The organism is Sphingomonas eleionomae (genome assembly GCF_049889035.1).
Lineage (GTDB): Bacteria > Pseudomonadota > Alphaproteobacteria > Sphingomonadales > Sphingomonadaceae > Sphingomonas.
In genome coordinates this window covers 620,263-638,423 of sequence record NZ_JBLTWP010000001.1, presented here as the reverse complement: position 1 = coordinate 638,423, position 18,161 = coordinate 620,263, and the positions used below count along the sequence as shown (strand labels likewise).

The following is an 18,161-nucleotide window of genomic DNA, read 5'->3' as shown; positions in this document are numbered from 1 at the left end:
ATGGCACCGCCGAAAAACCGCCCCGGCTTTTCCAAACGGGCGCAATATTCGCTGTTCATCGGCTATGTGATCGCCGTTTCCGGGGTCGTTATCGGCGCGGCTGCATTGCTGCTGTCCATTCTGGACCCGCAGGCATTCGGCGTGCTGCGCGGCACGGTGCGAGAGGTGACGACCCCCTTTGCCACCGGCACGCACTGGACCCGGCGACAGCTGAGCGCCATTCCGGAGGGGATCGGCGCCTATTTCGGCGCGGTCAGCGAAAACCGGCGGTTGAAGCGCGAACTGGCGGACAATCGCCTGCTGTTGCAGCGGGCGCGTGCCCTGACCGTCGAAAATCAGAGACTGCGCGCCATTGCACAGCTGCGCGAGCGGGCGATCGAGCCAGTGATTGCGGCCCGGCTGGTCGCTTCATCCGCGTCGAGCACCCGGCGCTATGCCATCCTGAATGCAGGCTCGATGCAAGGCGTGAACCGTGCCCAGCCGGTGCGCGGGCCAGAGGGACTGATCGGGCGGGTGATCGAAACCGGCCCGAATAGCGCCCGCGTCCTGCTGATCGTCGATCCGGACAGCGTGGTGCCAGCGCAGCGGACGCGCGACGGGATGCCGGCGATCATCAACGGGCGCGGCGATGGCATGGTTGATATCCGCGTCGCCAATGTGTCCAACGCGCCGCTCAAGGCCGGGGACAGCTTCATCACATCGGGCGCCGGCGGCATCTACCCGCCCGGCATTCCCGTTGCGCGCGTGCTGGCCAGTGGCCGCGACGCAGTGATCGGCCGGCCGTTCGCCAATCCCGATGCGCTCGATTTTGCGCTGGTCCAGCGGGCATATGTCCCTGAACTTGCCCGGCCGGACGAAACGCCGCCCGAAAATGCGGGCGCGGCGGAATGACGCCGAGCGGCCGCAGCCTGCTTGGCGCCGATGAACGGGTGCACAGCCGGCGCTGGCTGATGCCGGCGGCGGTGATGGTCGGTTCCCTGCTGTCGCTGTTACCGCTGGTCGCAACGGCCCCCCTGCTGCCGCCCTTTGGCCTGATGCTGCTGATCGGCTGGCGCTTCCTGATGCCGGGCAAGGTGCCCGCGTGGTTTGCCCTGCCGCTTGGCCTGTTCGACGATCTGGTCAGCGGTCAGCCGGTCGGCAGTGCCGTCGTGCTGTGGACCCTGTGCCTGCTGGGCATCGACGTGCTAGATACGCGGCTGATGTGGCGTAGTTTCTGGCAGGACTGGCTGGTGGCATCGAGCGTCGTCGCCTTTTGCCTGATCGGAGGGCGGATCTTTGCCGCGCCGATCTCCTCTCATGTCGATACCGCGCTGATGATCCAGATTGCGGCGTCCATTGTCCTGCTGCCCGTCGTGTTTCGCATCGCGGCTTGGCTCGATCTCAAGCGAGTGGTCGCATGAAGGCCGATAACCTGCTTGGCGGGTCCACCAAGCTGATGACCGAGGCGCAGCAGGCGTTCAGCTTTTCGCGCCGCGCACTGTTGATGGGCGGGTTGCAGGCGGGCGTCGGTGTCGTGCTGGCCGGACGCATGGCATGGCTGTCCGTTGCAGAGAATGAGCGGTACCGGACGCTGGCGGAAAGCAACCGCGTCAACCTGACGCTCGTGCCGCCGCGGCGTGGCTGGATCGTCGATCGCAGCGGCGCAGCGATCGCGTCCAACCGCACGGATTTTCGCGTCGACCTGATCCCCGACCGGATGAAGGACGGCGAGCAGACGCTTGGCCTGTTGCAGCAGCTTCTGGCGCTGACCGCGGACGATATGCAGCGGATCCGCGACGACCTTAAGGGCGCGTCCGGTTTCCGCCCTGTACAGGTTGCGGAAAATCTGGATTGGGAACGCTTTGCCGCGGTCAATGTCCGCCTGCCCGAACTGCCGGGCGTTGAGCCCGCGCGGGGATTTGCGCGCCATTACCCGAATGGCGCGGCGGTTGCTCACCTGATCGGCTATGTCGGTGCCGCCAGTGCCGAACAGTTCAAGAAGGAACGCGATCCCCTGCTGGTCACGCCGGGGTTCAAGCTGGGTAAGGACGGCATTGAAAAGGTGCTGGAAACCCGCCTTCGGGGTCAGCCCGGGGCGAAGCGGGTGGAAGTGACCGCCAGCGGCCGACTAGTCAAGGAACTCGCCACCCGGCCCGACACGCCGGGCCAGACGGTGAAACTGACCATCGATCTGGGGCTGCAGGATTATGCCGCCCGGCGCCTGGGCAACGAATCCGGTGCGGTCGTGGTCATCGACACCCGCACTGGCGGCATCCTCGCGATTGCGTCCATGCCTGCCTATGATCCCAATGCCTTTTCCGACGGCATCAGCCGGGCCGAATGGGGATTTCTGACGGCGGACGACCACCTGCCGCTGACCAACAAGGCATTGCAGGGCCTGTATCCGCCCGGATCGACGTTCAAGCCCGCAACGGCGCTTGCCGCGCTGCGTTCCGGCATCGATCCCGAACGCACCGTGAACTGCCCCGGCGGGTATCAGCTTGGCAACCGCTTCTTCCGCTGTCTGGGGCGGCACGGGCCGGTCAATCTGCACCGTGCCATCGCCAAGAGCTGCAATACCTATTTCTACACCGTCGGGCGAGAGGCGGGGATGGAGGCGGTGGCGGATGCCGCGCGGCAGCTTGGTCTGGGCGCGGAGTACCCCCTGCCCTTTCCATCCCAGCGTTATGGCACTGTGCCCGATCCGGCATGGAAGCTGAAAAAGTACAAACAGGCATGGACAGCGGCCGACACGCTGAACGCATCGATCGGTCAGGGGTATCTGCTTGCCAGTCCGTTGCAGTTGGCGGTTCAGGTCGCGCGGATCGCATCCGGCCGGGCGCTGGTGCCCCGGATTCTTGCCGATGAACCGATTGTCGGCCCATCGCTGGACGTGCCGCCCGACCGCATGAACCTGATCCGGTCGGGGATGGACGAAGTGGTGAACGGGGCCGGCACGGCGGGCCGCAGCCGGCTTCAGCTGGACGGCATCCGCATGGGTGGCAAGACGGGTACGGCGCAGGTGCGGCGGATTGAGGGGGGCGCTCGCGGCGGCCTCAACGTGCCGTGGAAATATCGCGACCATGGCCTGTTCGTCGGGTTCGCGCCCGTCGATAATCCGCAATATGCCGTTGCCGTCGTCATCGAACATGGCATGTCGGGCTCCGGAGCGGCAGCGCCGGTGGCGCGCGATGTCATCACCTGGTTGTTCGACCGGGAAAAGGCGATGGCGACCCTGACTGCACTCGAAACCGAATGGGGTGGCACCATCGCCGAGCGCATGGCCAAAAAACAGGCCGCATGGCTGTTTCAGCGCGATGCCGAACGTCGGGCACAGGCCAGCGGCGGCGCCCCGGTAGCGGGCGCTCCGCAATGAAGGTGAACGAGATCGTCCCGTCGACCATCGCGGACCTGCCCTGGCGCCTGCTATTGCTTGTCATCATGCTGGGCGGGTTCGGCCTTCTGGTCCTCTATTCCGCAGCCGGCGGCAGCGTCAGCCCATGGGCTCAGTCCCAGGGGATCCGGCTGGTCGCCTTTATTGGCCTGGCGATCGGCATTTCGCGCATACCGACGACCTTCTGGTCCCGCTGGGCACTGCCGGGCTATGCTGGCATCCTGATCCTGCTGATCCTTGTCGAACTCTTGGGGGCAGTGCGCGGCGGGGCGCAACGATGGCTGGACTTGGGGTTCATCCGGTTGCAGCCGTCGGAATTGATGAAGCCTTGCATCGTGCTGGCGCTCGCCCGCTTTTACGAAATGCTGCCACCCGTCGAAACCCGGCGGATAGCCGGCATCTGGCCGGGGGCCGTGCTGATCGGCGTGCCGATGGGGCTGGTCATGCTGCAACCGGACCTTGGCACTGCGCTTATGATCGCCTTTGGCGGAATCGCCGTCATGTTCCTTGCGGGGGTGCCGCTGCGACTGTTCATCGGCGGCGGGCTGGGTGTTGCGCTGGCAGTCCCCCTTGCGGTCAATTTCCTGTTGCACGATTATCAGCGCAACCGCGTGCTGACGTTCCTCGATCCGGAAAGCGATCCGCTCGGCACCGGCTATCACATCAGCCAGTCAAAGATCGCGATCGGTTCCGGCGGCTGGTTCGGCAAGGGGTTCCTCAATGGCACGCAAAGCCATTTGGATTACCTGCCGGAAGGGCACACCGATTTCGCGCTGGCGACGATGATGGAGGAATGGGGCCTTGCCGGCGGCGTCATGCTGATCATCGGATTTACCCTGCTGATCGGCTGGGGCATCCATGTCGGCATGAAGGCGAAGACACGGTTCGGAAAACTGACCGCCGCGGGGCTTTCCGCCACAATTTTCTTCTACGCGTCGATCAACATGGCGATGGTCATGGGCCTTGCCCCGGTGGTGGGCATTCCCCTGCCCTTTATCAGCTTTGGCGGGTCGGCGCTGATGACCGTGATGATCTGTATCGGAATCATGATGGGAATCGACCGCTCGGCATCCGATCGAAAGCGCCCCTGACATTTTTTGTGCCATCCGGTGTTGCCAAGCACCAAACCCGATGCTAACGGCCCGCTCTCGCTTGACGGGACCGGCCTCGACCGGCTCAAGTCATCCGCGAATGGACGCATAGCTCAGTTGGTAGAGCAGCTGACTCTTAATCAGCGGGTCCTTGGTTCGAGCCCAAGTGCGTCCACCATATTTTCAATGACTTAGGGCTAATTGCAAGGTCAGTTCTATCGTCAAGGTAGCGTTTTAGGTAGCGGACGCTCTGAGACGCTCTGACACTTTTTAACGCCAAGCTGTTGTTGCTTCGGCCAGCAGAACTCCCACGCACCACTCTGTCGTGAGTTTTTGCCGGGAATCGATTGGTCACGCCTAATCCATCCCCCAATAGATCGGGTTGTGCAGCCATTCGTTGATGGCTGATTCCCGCCAGCCGGAACAACGCTCCGCGATCTTGATCTGCTTCGGGAAGGTCCCTCTCCTGATCTTCCGGTAAAGGGTGGCGCGCGACAGGCCGGTGCGCTCGAGAACCTTGGGCAGGCGAAGGATACGGTCCGGGGTGGTCTGGGTCATGTGCTGATCATCCAATCGTCGTGATGCCCTGTTCCGGGCAGCTTTCGGATGATGCGAGCAGCCGTCAATGCGATGAGATTCTGAGGATTCTACGCTGCGATGACCCGTCGTTGGCTGGCCTTCGCCATTGCTTTCCGGACTGCGACCAAATATTTTTGCCGCTGGTCAGCACGAGCCCACGCGGTCGTCCCCTGCCCTCACAGCAACCGCCTCTGCTATACCGGAATGCCGGTGGTCGTCGCTGGCTGCTAGCCCCGCCCGGACGGTGCGCAACCCCGGCGGTGCCGGGGTCATCCACTTCGTTGCTGCCCTGGCGGGTGCGCCCCGCCCTTGCCGTCGGGGCTTGCGGGCCTGCTCCTGCCGCCCCCCGGCCATCCCGGCACTGGATTTGGGCGGTTCTCGCAGGAGGACGTCATGGGCAAAGCGAACCGGATCGATCGCAAGGCACTGCGGCGCATGTCACCCTTGGCGCGACAGCTCATCCTGGCGCTGCGTGCCGACCCCTCGCTCAGCAACGAGGCGCTGGCGAAGATGTTCGTGATCAGCGTTGCCAGAGTGGAGGCCGCGCTGGTCGAGGGGCTGAAACGTCTCATCGAGGCCGGGCGCGAACCCGATCCATTCTGGCGGCGTCTCTGGCCATGGTGAGCTATGCCAATGACTTGCCATCCACGTTCAGGCCCTACAGGGTGAGGAGACCATGCGCAGCGATATCGATCATCTACCCCCGGCCAAGCAGCGCGAGCTTGAGCGGGTGGTGCAGATCCTGTTCGAGGAATTCGACGATGCGCTGGCGCTGGCCAAGCATGAGTGGAAAAAGAAGGGCCGCATCCTCAAGGTCATCCTTTATGGCAGCTACGCCAGAGGCGGCTGGGTCGATGAGCCGCATACCGCCAAGGGCTACAAGTCGGACTTCGACCTGCTGGTCATCGTCAACGACAAGCGCCTCACCGACCGGGTCAGCTACTGGCTGAAGCTGCAGGACCGGCTGAACCGCGAGCTAGGCATCACCCGGACGCTCAACACTCCGGTCAACTTCATCGTCCATACCCTGCAGGAGGTGAACGACGGCCTTGCCCATGGCCGCTACTTCTTCATGGACATCGCCCGCGACGGCATCGCGCTCTACCAATTCGACGATACCGAGCTCCACACCCCCAAGCCCAAGACGCCCGAACAGGCGCTCGTCATGGCGAAGGAGTATTTCGAGGAGTGGATGCCGACGGCACAGAGTTTCTTTCGCGGCTATCAATACGCGCTAGGGGACGGCGATACGAAGAAGGCTGCCTTCGACCTTCACCAAGCCACCGAGCGTCTCTATCACTGCCTGTTGCTGGTGGTGACCTTCTACACGCCGCATGTTCACAATATCGGGTTCCTGCGGACCCAGGCCGAGCGGCTGGACCGGCGGCTGGTGGATGTCTGGCCGGCCGATCGCCGGTTCGAGCAGCGCGCCTGGGAGAAGCTCAAGGAGGCCTATGTGAAGGCTCGCTACTCCAAGCACTACCGGATCAGCGAGGAGGAACTGCGCTGGCTTGGCGAGCGGGTCGAGGCGCTGGGCCGCGTGGTGCATGCGGTGTGCTGTGAGCGGATAGCTGAGCCGGGACCAGAACAAGCAAATTAGCAGCAATTTGCGCCTCAGTATCGGTCATTGCGCGGTAGATTTTGCAGTTTGCTCTCAGCTTGCTAAATGATCGCTCTACTTTGAAAGTTGCGCGTGAGTCGCGCTGGGGTGATCGCGAGTGCGGGCAATTGATCTTTACGCCGGCATCGGAGGGTGGAGTCTCGGGCTGCGTCTGGCTGGCGTCGAGGTCGTTGCCTCTTACGAGTGGTGGCAACCTGCGGTCGACACGCATAATGGCAATCACGGCGGCGCTCTGAAGCCGACTGACGTTCGCCAGTTGCAGGTCGAAGATTTGCCGCCGGATATCGATCTTGTCGTCGGCAGCCCGCCCTGCACCGAATTTTCCTATTCGAACCGCGGCGGCGGCGGCGACCTCGACGAGGGGCTGAAGGACCTCATCCGGTTTCTGGAAGTCGTCGCACATGTGAAGCCGAGGTTCTGGGCGCTAGAGAATGTGCCCCGCGTGGCGAAGGTGCTCGAGCGAGGCATGGCCGATCCGGACCATCCGCTTTATCGGTTCCGCAACCTCGGCATGCAGATCGAGATTATCGACTTCTCCGATTACGGGACGCCGCAGTCGCGCCGGCGCTGCATCGCGGGAAGTATCCCATTTGATCTGATCAAAGCCTACCAGCCGCGCCTGCCGCGGCGGACCCTCGGCGATGTTGTTTCAGCAATCGCGTCTGACGAGACTATCGTCGATCCCGTCTGGGGTTGCGCGCTCGCGACGGCGACGGTGACGGAGCGGGAAAACGAAGGCGTCCTAAACGCGGAAGAGCTTCGCATGAACCGGGAGGCCAAGACCTATCATCCGGTTTACAACAATATGGCCTTCCCCGATGGCATGGATTTGCCGGCCCGGACCGTTACAGCGACCTGCACCCGCGTTTCGCGCGAAAGCATCGTCATCGGCGATAGCGCCCAAGGCTTCCGCCGGCTGAGCATCCGGGAACGCGCCTGCCTTCAGGGCTTCCCGATCACCTACCAATTCTATGCCCGCTCCTTCCCGGAAAAGGCAAAGATGGTCGGCAACGCCATTCCGCCCACCTTCACTTATCTGGTCGCTCGGGCGTGCCAAGGGGTCTCGTTTGATGACCTGCCCCCATATGCGAGTGTCGGCTCGGACCTGCGGCCGCCCGAGATGACGGCACCGGTAACTCCGCCGACGGCGCAAGGACGCACCTACCCCGCTGGGCGTAGTTTCCGGGCCGCTTTGCCTGGCCTGCGTTTCAAGAGCGGCATGAGGTTCGAGCTTGCCAACGGACGGGGGCGGGAGCGGGACTGGCAAGTGCGATTTTTCTACGGGCCATCGGTCGATATTCGTGAGATTATCCTCGATGGCGAACTGTTGCGCGAGCTCCGCAGTTCGCCGTTGATCCGGACCATGACGATGGCGCTGGGCGTCGAATTCGCGAAGATCGAACAAATCCTGCAGGCGAGCACTCCGGATGATCTCCAGGCGGCATGGTCGCACCGGGCTAGCGGGCTTCGACCCTATCAGGTCACGGATTTTCTTGGCGAACTGGCCGATAGGGTCCACGAGCGGCTCCGCTCCGCCCCGATCGATGATCAGCACGCTGTTATCGGCTATGTCATGGAGGCAGCGGCCGAGGTCGAGGAAGGCGACAGCATCCCCGGATCGAAAAAACTCACTACGCACGCGCTCGCAATCCTGAGCGGCATGTTGGTCGGTGCTTGGTTCAACACCTTACCCTGGCATCGCCTCGAGAAGTCCGCAGCCTAGTCAGATCAAGGCCGGGCCGAAAAGGCTTTCGAAGGCCTTAAATGGGACCTCCACCATTTCCCAACCTCCTGCACCGGCGTCGACTGGAACATGCGTCCCCATCTCGTCCATTCCGACGCTCGCGAGCTTGGGCGGCGCGCACGATAAATCCCAGAGGTGAAACAGATGAAAAGGGCGATCGAGTGCGATCTCCCATTCGTGACGGGTGAGGTGCAGCGACCCATTCCTCCCGCTGCGGCTGGCTTTGACCTCGATAGAGAGAAAAGTGCGATCGTCTGCCGCCCTGACCGAAAGAACGTCGTAGCCGTCCTGATTGCTGTCAATTGCTATCCAGCGCGGCTTGGCTCCGGTGCGAGCCTCTTCATGGATCAGGGTCAATCGCTCCCCTTCACGCCCGATGGCGACGAGCTGATCCTTCTGAAGTCCTCGGGCAATCGCTGCAAGCCAGTCCCAGAAGGCTACCACCTCGTCGTCCAGCGCGCCGGCCAGGCCTGCCTCGACGAAGACCTGGCGCACACCGACGGGGCAGAAGTTCAAAACCCGAGAACGGCCATAGGTCGCATTCTGAAGCCAATCGGGATTTTGGGTGTCGACATAATGCAGCAGGATAGAGCGCAGGGCGGCTTCATATCCGTCGGCGCCGCAGACCTGCAATCCCGCCGCTGACGCCTGTAACTCACCCGTTTCATTTATGTCCAGCCAAGCCAGAGCTTCCGCCAGAGATAGGGCGGAGGCCGACGACATGCCGCCGACCTTGGGAAGGCCGGAAAGCAGGTCTGCTGCCGACAGGGGCCGCCTTTGCAGCAGGTCGAGAAGGGCAATGCCCGCCTGAGCCAGGCCGGGCGACAGGGCGAGCGTCACTGCGGGGAACCGAGATCGGCCGCGATCGCACGGATGTCATCTACCTGGAGGCCGGTCACATAATCCTCGACATCCGCGGTGCCGACCTGGACCGGGTCAATCGGAATGGGATCTGGAGCAAGCGACGAGTCATCGAGCGCCTTGGCCATCTCGCCAATCTTGAACCCAAGCCGGGAGCGGACGGTTTCATCAACCGTTCCGGCGCACTCGACGATCTCGATGATCGTTTCCTCGTCCTTCCCCAAGCCGAACCGGTGAATCCGGTCTTCCGATTGCAGATAATGTGCAGCGTTGAAAGTGCGGTCCAGATAGATCGCGTGGTGGCAGACGCGGTGGAGGCTAATCCCCTCGCTGGCCGCAGCCGGATTGGCCACCATCACGCGGACGTTTTCATCGTCGTGGAACGCCTTGATCTTCCCTTCGCGAGTGTCGGCATCGTCTTCGTCGCCAGCGTCCACCCCGCCGTGGATGTAGACCGCGCCGAGGTCCGCCAACCGCGAAGCCATATACTCGACATTGCGGACGAAGGACGACCAGATCAGCACCTTGTGCCCCTGGCGTGAAAGTTGGCGCGCTCGCCGGAGCACATAGTCGAGCTTGGGACCTTCCCCCTCCGCGAGCACGGCCGCCAGAAGGTCGTGGTGAGCAAAGCCGATCTGGGCGGCGAGAAGCGAGGGGTTGGAGACGAACTGAAGTAGGCGGGACACGGAGCGGCCGAGGGCCCTGAAAGTCTGCTTGCCTTGGGCATCGAGCATGACCGAAGCCTCCCGCGCGACTTCCCGACGCATCAGCTCGTATAGCTCTTGCTGGACCGGTGCCATCGGCAAGGAGATGAGATTGCGAGTGACCTCGGGAAGATCAAGTTGCCTCTTGTTGGTTCGCACATGGATCGGCCGCACCAGATCGACGACAGTCTCTTCCTCGGCCCGGACCTCGGGATAGAGGAACTGGAACTGAGGGATCAGGTCGCTAACCGACTGGGGCATTGGCGTACCACTCATGATGAGCTTGCCGACCGGCAGATGGGATAGCTCTATAATCGAGCGTCCACTGGCGCCGCTCACACCCGACTTGATACGGTGACTTTCATCCAGAAACACAAAGGTTCGATAACGGGCCAGATGCTGGGCAATCAAATCCTGGACCCGCGGAAGCTGCTGATAGGTCATCAGCATCAGCGGCGGGTCGTCCGCAAGACTTGCTCGTATGCGGTCGCGTCCGCCGCGAAGACGGACAAAGCTGCCAGCGGCGTCCCCCAGGCACTCCTGAATCTGTTCATCCCATGCCGCGAAGGCGTTTTTCGGCGCGATCACGAGCAACCGATCGCCTCGCTGTGCGCGAAGGGTGAAAAAGGCCAGCGCTTCGGTTGTCTTTCCGGCGCCCGGCACCGAAAAGGTCGCGGCCGCCGGCAAGGCGGCGAGGCGCGCTACATTCGCGCACTGGTGTTCTGAAAGGGAGCGGCCGAAGCCCGAGATTTCAAGCGAGGCTCTCAGCATGTCGAGTGACAATGGTGCGGCGCCCGACGCGCCCCGATAACTTGCAGCTGCCCGTTGGGATTGCTGCAAAAGGGCGGTGGCCTCAGGGGAAATGAAGAGGCCAGTTCCGAGTTTCAGTTCGTTTGCGCGGAATACCTGCAGGAACTGGTCCCGGGACCCGACGAAAGCCCACCAAGGGAGGGAAAAGCCTGCAACGCCTTCGAGCGTCGCGTCCTGGCTCGCGTCATAGGCGACGCGCGTGAGCATGGCCGTCCAACTGCTAAAGCTCCCACCTGCGTCCCAGGTAAAGACGGCCCGGCCATCCTTCGCTCGATAAGCAATGTTAAGCACGTGTGACCAAATACGCGCGAATAGCGGCGGCACGTGCTTCGATCTCATCGAGCTGCTTGGCTACGCCGGTGATCTTGGATTCGGGTCTTAGCCCTTCCTTTGCGGCTGCCGTCAGGAAGCTGTTCGCTCTGGCGCACTGGTCCAAGAGATACCCCGCCTTCTTCACATCCTTTTTGACCTGTCGTTCGGTCTCCAGAACCTCGCCGATCGTTTCGCGGGCCAGTATGCGTTGATCGGGATTTCGCAGGGCCTGAATCAGCGCTGTCTGCTGGACATCGCTTTCATCACCTTTTTCGTCTCCAAACAAGTCGCCCAGACCGTCATCCGGCGCTGTCATATCCAGGTCCATTTCACTGGCGAGCCGTTCGACGACCTTGTCGAGGTTGGCCGCCAATTCCGGGATCGCAATGTAGAGACGGCCAACCGCGGCCGGATCGTCGATCAAGGCAAAAGCGGCTTCCTTGAAAATTTCCTTCCGTCCAACGCCCGTAAGCTTCGATCGGCTCTGAGCAAGACGCTGGAAGGTGTGCTCCTGGCCGGAGACTTCGGACCACCTGTTCGCCTTGTCCCGCGACCTGAGATACTCGTCTGCATATGCGCGCATGTCGAGCAGCTGGGCGAACTCGGTGTCCTTCATTTTGTAAAGATTACAGAGCTCTTCCGCCTTGATGTTGTCGCGCTCCATCTTCGCAAGCATCATATTGGCCTGAGCATCCCAGCTATAGTCAGCCCGAATGTCCTTCTCGATCTGGAGCTGCGCCTCCAGACGGTTGATGTCTTTCTCCGTCGCGTGGGGAAGGACGACCACTTCGATATGCTCGAAATGACCGTATTTCTCAGGATCGTCGTGCAGGAGCTGCCGCCACATCGACAGGCGGCGGTTGCCATTGACGACGAAGCCTGCCTCGTCGAGTAGCAACGGGTTCACCTGCTTCCGGGCCGCATCTTCGAAATAGCCATCCAAATCTGACAAGCGACCGAGTTTCAGCAGGAGCTCATGCTGAGCCTCTTGAGCGTCCCACATCTCGGGATCACCGGAGAAAAGATCGGAGCGAAGATCCGGATTGAGGGCGAGATGCTCGACCTGCAGCGAGGCTGTTCGCCCGTTGACCAAGCGATATTTAGGGAGATCGATCGGAATGCGGATGATCGGCAGGTCCTGATTCAGGCCCTGAAACACCACTCGGTCCGTTGCTAGGCCCTTGATTTGCAGTCGAGCCTCGAACTCTTCAAGGCGGGCAGGACGCGGCCAACCGAACCGCGACCCTTTCGGCGTATCGGGCAAATCCATCTCCGGCATATTCACTCCAATGCGACGATCAGCGTCGGAACATAATAGGCCTTGCGAAAAATCTCGAGTTCGCGCTCGAGCCGCGCGGCTTGGGCGATATTGTCGCCCATCGCCAACGCGACAGGCTGGGACGGCAGAACGAAAACCGCGCCCTCGATGGCATCATTTAGATACATCGTCTGAAGCTTCATCAAATCCGCATACATACGCGCCATATTGCCGGTTTGGAGGCAGAGGCCAAAATTCTCTCGCATTGAGGTGATGCTCATGTCGGAACCGCGCGAGACGGTCACTTCGCTTGACCAGCCTCTCGACCGAAGCGCCGCGACAAAATGATCACGAATGCGCGGCGCCGCGCCGCGCTCGACACGAACCTCGACCGCCGCTGCCGCCACGAGGACATCATCCAATATGTAACGCGGGATACGTTCTGTACCGGCGCAGTGACTGTGCAGCGAAACCTTCATCATGTCTTCCGACTGAAAAATGTGCCCAAGGAGGGCGGGCGTCTACAGAATCATGTGACGTATCACCTCCAATGTGAAATGACGTAGCGCAGGTCAACGGCGTTCAACACATCAATGTGCACTAGGCCCTCTAGCAGTTGATGTTATTAGAAGCAGGTCAGAATATTTTGGAGCTGGCAATCGTCTCGCCGATCGCAAAATTGTCGGCGACGATGGGATTGATGTTTAGCGGTCCCGGCGAGCCTCGGTAGCGAGAAGTCCCAGATCACGGTTTTCACGATCACGGCGTCAGGCCGGTCTATCAAATAACGAGAGCGGCCAGACTCAACTATGCGCCATCTGCCGACATGGCTTGCTCGTCGAAGCACTGCACCGTCATACCGCTACCGACCTCCGGCTAGACAGCAAGCTTCTCGTCAACACGACTGTGCAAGGTCGCGTATCGCCAAATAGCGTTACGGAAATTGAGGTCATATATAAAGATGACGGCACAAAGGTCGCCAACCATCTACCACTCTTCGCCAGACTCAAGCTCGACTAAGGCAGTTATCGTTGCCAAACCGGAACGGTAATGATGATTTACTTAACTGTTGAAACGCGCGGATTGTTACGTATTAACGCTACACTCTAAAACCAGGCAAATTTTGCGTGCAAGATTGACTTTAAACAAATTGAGAAAAGATAGCATCGTACTCAAGCCAAGACCCAAGCCGATCGAAAAATCAACAGAAAAGCTGATCAGCGCCGCTATGAAAACAAAACCACACCCGCTAACACACCATCCCTCAAACCTCGCAAATCTATCAATCCCCTAAAAAAATGAAACAGCCGCCGATCGCTATGGTGCATGTAGATGCCCGGTTTCGCTGAAACTGGTCATTCAAGGTCAGCGAAAACGGGACCAATGATGACCGCGGATGGGCCGGAAACCGTCGGGCGGTTGTTGGGATGCGGTCACGCTGAAGCGGACTCCGCCCGACTTCAAAGAAGTGACGATCTCGCATCTAATTTGGAATGGCTGTCGACCGCGCGGAGGAACGATTGAGGGGCAGAGTTGCGGTCGCGAACAATACGTCACACTATCGTGCGAAAGGGGGATAATGGCACGGGATATTGATGAACTTGGAGAGGTCGATCCAGAATCCTCAATCCTTTTCCTTGGGTCCGGATTCAGCCTCGGCGCCACGAGCATCGCGCAAGCGAGCCCGCCGAATGGGAAGGGGCTGCGTCGCCACTTCATCGAGCAACTCAAGCTGCCGGCGGATACGGACTATGATCTTCAAGTTCTCAGCGAGGAGTTCGCCGAGGATGATTCGCGGAAGCTTCGCGATGAACTCTACAGGATTTTTCGGCTGACCAAACTGACCGCCGGACAGACGGCCGTCCTCAACGAGCCGTGGCGGCGCATCTATTCGACCAACTATGATGATGCAGTCGAGCTGCACCGGTTAAACAAAAAGGCAGCCCCGAACGCATTCGACGTCTCGGAGGCAGTTCCGAACAAACTACCTCATGGGGCGGTCGTGCATCTCCACGGCAGTATCCGGTTGATCACGCCCGAGAACGTGATGGAGAGCCTTGTTCTCGGCGAGGGTTCTTACGTGAATCAGTATGTCGTCCGCTCGCCGTGGTACGACCAGTTCCAACGCGATCTCGCCTTCGCTAGCGCCCTATACATCGTCGGCTACAGCCTCGCCGACTACCACATCGCCGGCCTGCTGATGGCCAATCCGAAGCTGGCTGAGCGGACGATCTTCATCCAAGGTCGCGATCCCAACAAGACGTTCGTGCGACGTACCGCCCAGTACGGGCGCACGATGTTTATCGGAACTGACGGTTTCGCGGAAGCGCTTGCGCACGCTCCGCGCTCCACCGCTCCCACACTCGACAGTTTGCGATCCTTCCGCTCGCTCGCGCCGACGCGCGACAGGAAGGCGGGCGCTCGTCCGACCGCCGCCGAGGTTTTCGATCTGCTTGTCTACGGCGATTTCGATGCAGGTCGTCTCGCCCGTTCGCAACCCAGCGAGGACTACGCGATCGCTCGATCTGAGGCTGTGCGAATAGCTGCCGACGCGGTGGAGGCCAAGGCGTCGCTCGTAGTCGATGGGCGGCTCGGAAACGGAAAGTCGATCTTCCTTCACCTTTTGGCGTTCGAACTTGTCTCGCGAGGGTGGACTTGTCTGTTGCATCGACCCGGGCATCCTGATCTCAAGCGGGAAGTGGCGGCGCTAGCTGGCATCGATGGCGTGGTCGTCTTCGTCGATCAGTATTCAGCCGCGCAGGATAATCTGCGTGGCCTTCGCGAGGCGCTCCCGAATGCCAAGCTCGTGGTGGAGGTTCGCACGGGCACGTTCGAGGTCCGGTTTCACGAGCTTGTCCAGCTTCTGCCCAAGCCGTTCGATCGGATCAGCCTGAACACGCTGGCGCGCTCCGAGGTGTTGGCCTTCGGCCAATTGTGCGAGCGCTGCGGCCTTCGCGCGCCCGCCGATGATCGCCGCAGCGATCTGCGCGACCTCCTGCTCGACCTGTTCGAAAACAAAGCTATCCGCGACCGCGTCCAATCATCGTTGGCGCCGCTTTTCGAGAAGCGCGCCACGCGGCGAATCCTGACGATGACGATGCTGATCGCTACCCATCAGGGCGCGGTCGGGGCGGCCTTCGTGCGATCCGTGGTCGGTGAGGATCCGTTCGCGGTGCTCAAGCCGCTGGAGGATCTCTCCCATGAGATCTTCGAGACGTCGGCTGACAGCTTCAAGGCCCGATCAGCGGTGTTCTCTTCGTTCGTTATCGCCGCTTTCATTGACCCTGAGGAGATCGCCGACGCCGTCGTCGACATGACGCTGGCTGCGGCCCAGCGACGGAGCGAGCGTCCGTACCGTATCCTCATGTCGACGATGATAGCTTATTCGAGCCTGCGGCGAACGCTGCGTGGGAAAGGCGATCCGGACGCAATCATAGTCGGCATCTACGAACGACTTCGCTACGACGAGCGCGTAAATGGGGAGCCGCTCTTCTGGCTTCAGTACGCGATAGCGATGGCCGAGATGCCTCGGCTCGACACGGCCGACGAATACATTGGGACCGCTTATCGAAAGGCCAGGGATCTTCCTGGGTTCCAGACCTATCAGATTGATACCCAAGCTTTCCGTATCGCGCTTTTGCGCGCGGCGAAGCAAAAAGCGGGGCAGACGATCTTCAATATCGACAAGATTCTCGAAGGAGTCGAGCGGATTGACGCGATGCTCGGCGACGGGAGCCATCGATCCTATGCGGTCAAGGTGCTGGATCACGTTCAGCCGTTTGTGGCGGCGCGCCGAGGCGATCTCGCGGCTGGCGAGCGGACCGCTCTGCAGTTCTGGCTTCTTAAGGTCACCAAGTCTCTTGCCGCATTGCCGGACGACTTCAAGACGACCTCGGGCTCAGAAGCGATCCGCAAGCGTGTTGAAGCGGCCGCCGCGATGTTCGTCGACTGACACGAGCCGGATGGTCCGATCTTTAATCTCTGAATTCTCGTATGGCTTCGCCCTGACGCACGAGTTGGTCCTCTCACTCGGTTCACTGGTGGCAGCGCCGGTCTTCCCCTCTCTCATCGAGGAGGGAAAAGCCGGCGGGGGGTATGACGTGAAGCTCGAGGCGCCGGGACTGCCGCTCTTCCTTCAGTTCAAGCGGTCAGACAGGCTTACGCGTGGAACCGCGCGCGAGATCAAGGCTGGGGCGGCTCTGACGTTGCCGTATCATCGGATTGCTCTGACTGCGCGTCGTGATTCCGATCAGCACGACATGCTGATCGAGCTCGACCAAGCGCCGAATGTCGTCTTGTACGCGGCCCCGATGTTTCATCAGAAGGAAGAGTTCGACGATGCATTCCTCAATGGCGAGGTACGCGCGCGCTCGTTCTTCGTGAGTCCAGCGGCTATCGGCGCGTTCCCCGACGAGGGCGCACATCATCTCTCGTTCGACGGCACAACTTGCGTTGTCATGTCCGAGCCCAAGATTGTGCCCTCCCTAGGCGCGAGTGAGCTGGAGTCGCTGCTTCTCGAGCGGCTCCAGTTCGACAAGCGGCCACTCCGGGAAGTGGTTGACGCCGCGATCGTCTGTGCCGAGGGCGCCCGGGAGCGGACACGCCAGATCGCTCGTGCGCGCGGCGAGTTCGATTACTTCTCGGCTCCCGTCGTCGAGGCGCGCGATGGCGTCTCCGGAGTTGAGGCCTTCGTCAGGCGACAGATGGCGGCCTTGCCGCCGGCTACGACGCCGCCCGCCAGCGACCCGGAGATGGAGCAGCTGCGCCGTCTTGCTGACATTGGGCTTCGGGAGTTCAACGCCCAACTCTATGTCGTGCAAAGAGAAGCCGACATGCACTTAAACTGATCTTCTTCGCCCTCCTTTTGCCGGCCGCCATTCCGCCAGGGAAAGTCCGCTTTCAGGATCGTCGAATAGGTTGCCGAACGACGAAGATTATGGCGCATAGCTGCAGGAAACCGATCGGCCTTTGTAAGCTTTCTCGGGCGTTCGCCCGCTATTTCCAAGCCACGCGATTACCATCTTGGTCGAGGTGGCTCATACATCCTCGTCTTCCAATATGGATCGGTGCAAATCCGTCAACTGAGGCATTGGCGCATCGACCATAGTATGCGGTGGGTTCTCAGTGTTCCTCCAAGCGCACGATAACGGCCGTCATAGTGTGCCTTGTTGCACATCGCTCAGTTCGTTCCATTGCCCATATCGCCGCTTTGCTGGAATTGCTCTGCGCCGTCCGCAAAGCTTCGCGTCCCCCGTCGCCGCCAGAGCGCGAGCACGCTCCCCCGCTCGTCGCTCTGCAGCCGCGCCGCAGCCTCGACCAGCAACCCAAGGATCACCGCCCGATCATCGTCCGTCAGCTCGATGAGCCCCGCCTTGGCGATGAGGCCGCCCAGCTCGATCAGCTGGCGGGTGCGTACACGCCGCTTCACCTGCCAGTCCCGGTGATCATGCCGCGCCTGGCTGGCCTGTGTCCGCGCGATCTGCGACTTGATCCTGCGGCTCGCTGTGTTGCTGGTCCGCAGCGCTTGCCCGAGACTGGTCGCGCTTACCCTGAAAGAACGCCTCGCCCCGCCGCCGCCACGCCTCCCGCTTCGTGCGGTCGGTGGTCTGGGCAAGCGCGAGCAGCGCGCCGGCAAGTTCGTCGGGGCTGAGGCTGTCAGCGCCGGTGGCAATGACCAGCTCACCCAGCTGGCTTTGCTTTCTGGTCCGAAGCTGTTTGGCGCGCTCGGTCAGTGCCTTCAGTTCGGCATCGAAGTCTCGTGGTTTGCGCATGGGTTGTCCCTCTCATTTGGCTTGGGGACCAACCAGT

The 18,161-nt window shown here is 61.3% G+C and carries 16 protein-coding genes and 1 tRNA gene; 10 read left to right on the top strand and 7 right to left on the bottom strand.

Features of this window, described 5'->3' with window-relative positions:
- From mreC to ACNI3Q_RS02860, 5 genes are all read left to right on the top strand, one after another.
- A complete protein-coding gene (mreC, locus tag ACNI3Q_RS02880) occupies positions 1 to 891 on the top strand; it encodes a rod shape-determining protein MreC (RefSeq protein WP_260019559.1) in 891 nt (296 codons plus the stop codon).
- On the top strand, positions 888 to 1,400 hold the full coding sequence (mreD, locus tag ACNI3Q_RS02875) for a rod shape-determining protein MreD (protein ID WP_426273918.1): 513 nt from the start codon (positions 888 to 890) through the stop codon (positions 1,398 to 1,400). The genes mreC and mreD overlap by 4 nt, the downstream gene beginning before the upstream one ends.
- On the top strand, positions 1,397 to 3,355 hold the full coding sequence (mrdA, locus tag ACNI3Q_RS02870; protein WP_426273917.1) for a penicillin-binding protein 2: 1,959 nt from the start codon (positions 1,397 to 1,399) through the stop codon (positions 3,353 to 3,355). The genes mreD and mrdA overlap by 4 nt, the downstream gene beginning before the upstream one ends.
- Positions 3,352 to 4,464 carry a rod shape-determining protein RodA gene (gene rodA, locus ACNI3Q_RS02865; RefSeq protein WP_426273916.1) on the top strand — a complete coding sequence of 371 codons (1,113 nt, stop codon included), beginning with the start codon at positions 3,352 to 3,354 and terminating at the stop codon, positions 4,462 to 4,464. Before mrdA ends, rodA begins: the two co-directional genes overlap by 4 nt.
- A gap of 102 nt (positions 4,465 to 4,566) precedes the next feature.
- Positions 4,567 to 4,642: transfer RNA gene (locus ACNI3Q_RS02860), tRNA-Lys, on the top strand.
- A 179-nt stretch (positions 4,643 to 4,821) separates the two neighbouring features.
- On the opposite strand, the gene ACNI3Q_RS02855 is transcribed toward ACNI3Q_RS02860, so the two are convergent.
- Positions 4,822 to 5,022, bottom strand: coding sequence for a helix-turn-helix transcriptional regulator (locus tag ACNI3Q_RS02855; RefSeq protein ID WP_426273915.1), 201 nt, complete (start codon positions 5,020 to 5,022; stop codon positions 4,822 to 4,824).
- A gap of 414 nt (positions 5,023 to 5,436) precedes the next feature.
- Between ACNI3Q_RS02855 and ACNI3Q_RS02850 the strand changes: the two genes are divergently transcribed.
- From ACNI3Q_RS02850 to ACNI3Q_RS02840, 3 genes are all read left to right on the top strand, one after another.
- On the top strand, positions 5,437 to 5,667 hold the full coding sequence (locus ACNI3Q_RS02850; RefSeq protein ID WP_426273914.1) for a hypothetical protein: 231 nt from the start codon (positions 5,437 to 5,439) through the stop codon (positions 5,665 to 5,667).
- Between the two features lie 52 nt (positions 5,668 to 5,719).
- Positions 5,720 to 6,643, top strand: coding sequence for a HEPN domain-containing protein (locus tag ACNI3Q_RS02845; protein ID WP_426273913.1), 924 nt, complete (start codon positions 5,720 to 5,722; stop codon positions 6,641 to 6,643).
- A 118-nt stretch (positions 6,644 to 6,761) separates the two neighbouring features.
- Positions 6,762 to 8,387 (top strand): DNA cytosine methyltransferase, encoded by a 1,626-nt coding sequence (locus ACNI3Q_RS02840; RefSeq protein WP_426273912.1) that lies wholly within the window; start codon positions 6,762 to 6,764, stop codon positions 8,385 to 8,387.
- On the opposite strand, the gene ACNI3Q_RS02835 is transcribed toward ACNI3Q_RS02840, so the two are convergent.
- The 4 genes from ACNI3Q_RS02835 to ACNI3Q_RS02820 all read right to left on the bottom strand — a co-directional run bounded on the left by ACNI3Q_RS02835 (position 8,388) and on the right by ACNI3Q_RS02820 (position 12,832).
- Positions 8,388 to 9,248 (bottom strand): protein NO VEIN domain-containing protein, encoded by an 861-nt coding sequence (locus ACNI3Q_RS02835; protein WP_426273911.1) that lies wholly within the window; start codon positions 9,246 to 9,248, stop codon positions 8,388 to 8,390.
- Entirely contained in the window at positions 9,245 to 10,990 is a 1,746-nt protein-coding gene (locus tag ACNI3Q_RS02830; RefSeq protein ID WP_426273910.1) for a DEAD/DEAH box helicase, read from the bottom strand. The genes ACNI3Q_RS02835 and ACNI3Q_RS02830 overlap by 4 nt, the downstream gene beginning before the upstream one ends.
- Before the next feature lie 76 nt (positions 10,991 to 11,066).
- Positions 11,067 to 12,374 carry a hypothetical protein gene (locus ACNI3Q_RS02825; protein ID WP_426273909.1) on the bottom strand — a complete coding sequence of 436 codons (1,308 nt, stop codon included), beginning with the start codon at positions 12,372 to 12,374 and terminating at the stop codon, positions 11,067 to 11,069.
- 2 nt (positions 12,375 to 12,376) lie between these two features.
- The gene (locus tag ACNI3Q_RS02820; RefSeq protein ID WP_426273908.1) at positions 12,377 to 12,832 is read right to left on the bottom strand and encodes a BglII/BstYI family type II restriction endonuclease; all 456 of its coding nucleotides are present in this window, start codon (positions 12,830 to 12,832) and stop codon (positions 12,377 to 12,379) included.
- 1,100 nt (positions 12,833 to 13,932) lie between these two features.
- On the opposite strand from ACNI3Q_RS02820, the gene ACNI3Q_RS02815 reads away from it, so the two are divergent.
- Both ACNI3Q_RS02815 and ACNI3Q_RS02810 read left to right on the top strand, forming a co-directional pair.
- The gene (locus tag ACNI3Q_RS02815; RefSeq protein WP_426273907.1) at positions 13,933 to 16,305 is read left to right on the top strand and encodes an SIR2 family protein; all 2,373 of its coding nucleotides are present in this window, start codon (positions 13,933 to 13,935) and stop codon (positions 16,303 to 16,305) included.
- 148 nt (positions 16,306 to 16,453) lie between these two features.
- Positions 16,454 to 17,200 carry a hypothetical protein gene (locus tag ACNI3Q_RS02810; protein ID WP_426273906.1) on the top strand — a complete coding sequence of 249 codons (747 nt, stop codon included), beginning with the start codon at positions 16,454 to 16,456 and terminating at the stop codon, positions 17,198 to 17,200.
- Positions 17,201 to 17,532: 332 nt separating this feature from the next.
- On the opposite strand, the gene ACNI3Q_RS02805 is transcribed toward ACNI3Q_RS02810, so the two are convergent.
- Positions 17,533 to 17,781, bottom strand: a complete 249-nt coding sequence (locus ACNI3Q_RS02805; RefSeq protein ID WP_426273905.1) for a conjugal transfer protein TraD — start codon at positions 17,779 to 17,781, stop codon at positions 17,533 to 17,535.
- A gap of 16 nt (positions 17,782 to 17,797) precedes the next feature.
- Positions 17,798 to 18,124 carry a conjugal transfer protein TraD gene (locus tag ACNI3Q_RS02800; protein WP_426273904.1) on the bottom strand — a complete coding sequence of 109 codons (327 nt, stop codon included), beginning with the start codon at positions 18,122 to 18,124 and terminating at the stop codon, positions 17,798 to 17,800.
- Positions 18,125 to 18,161: the final 37 nt, after the last annotated feature.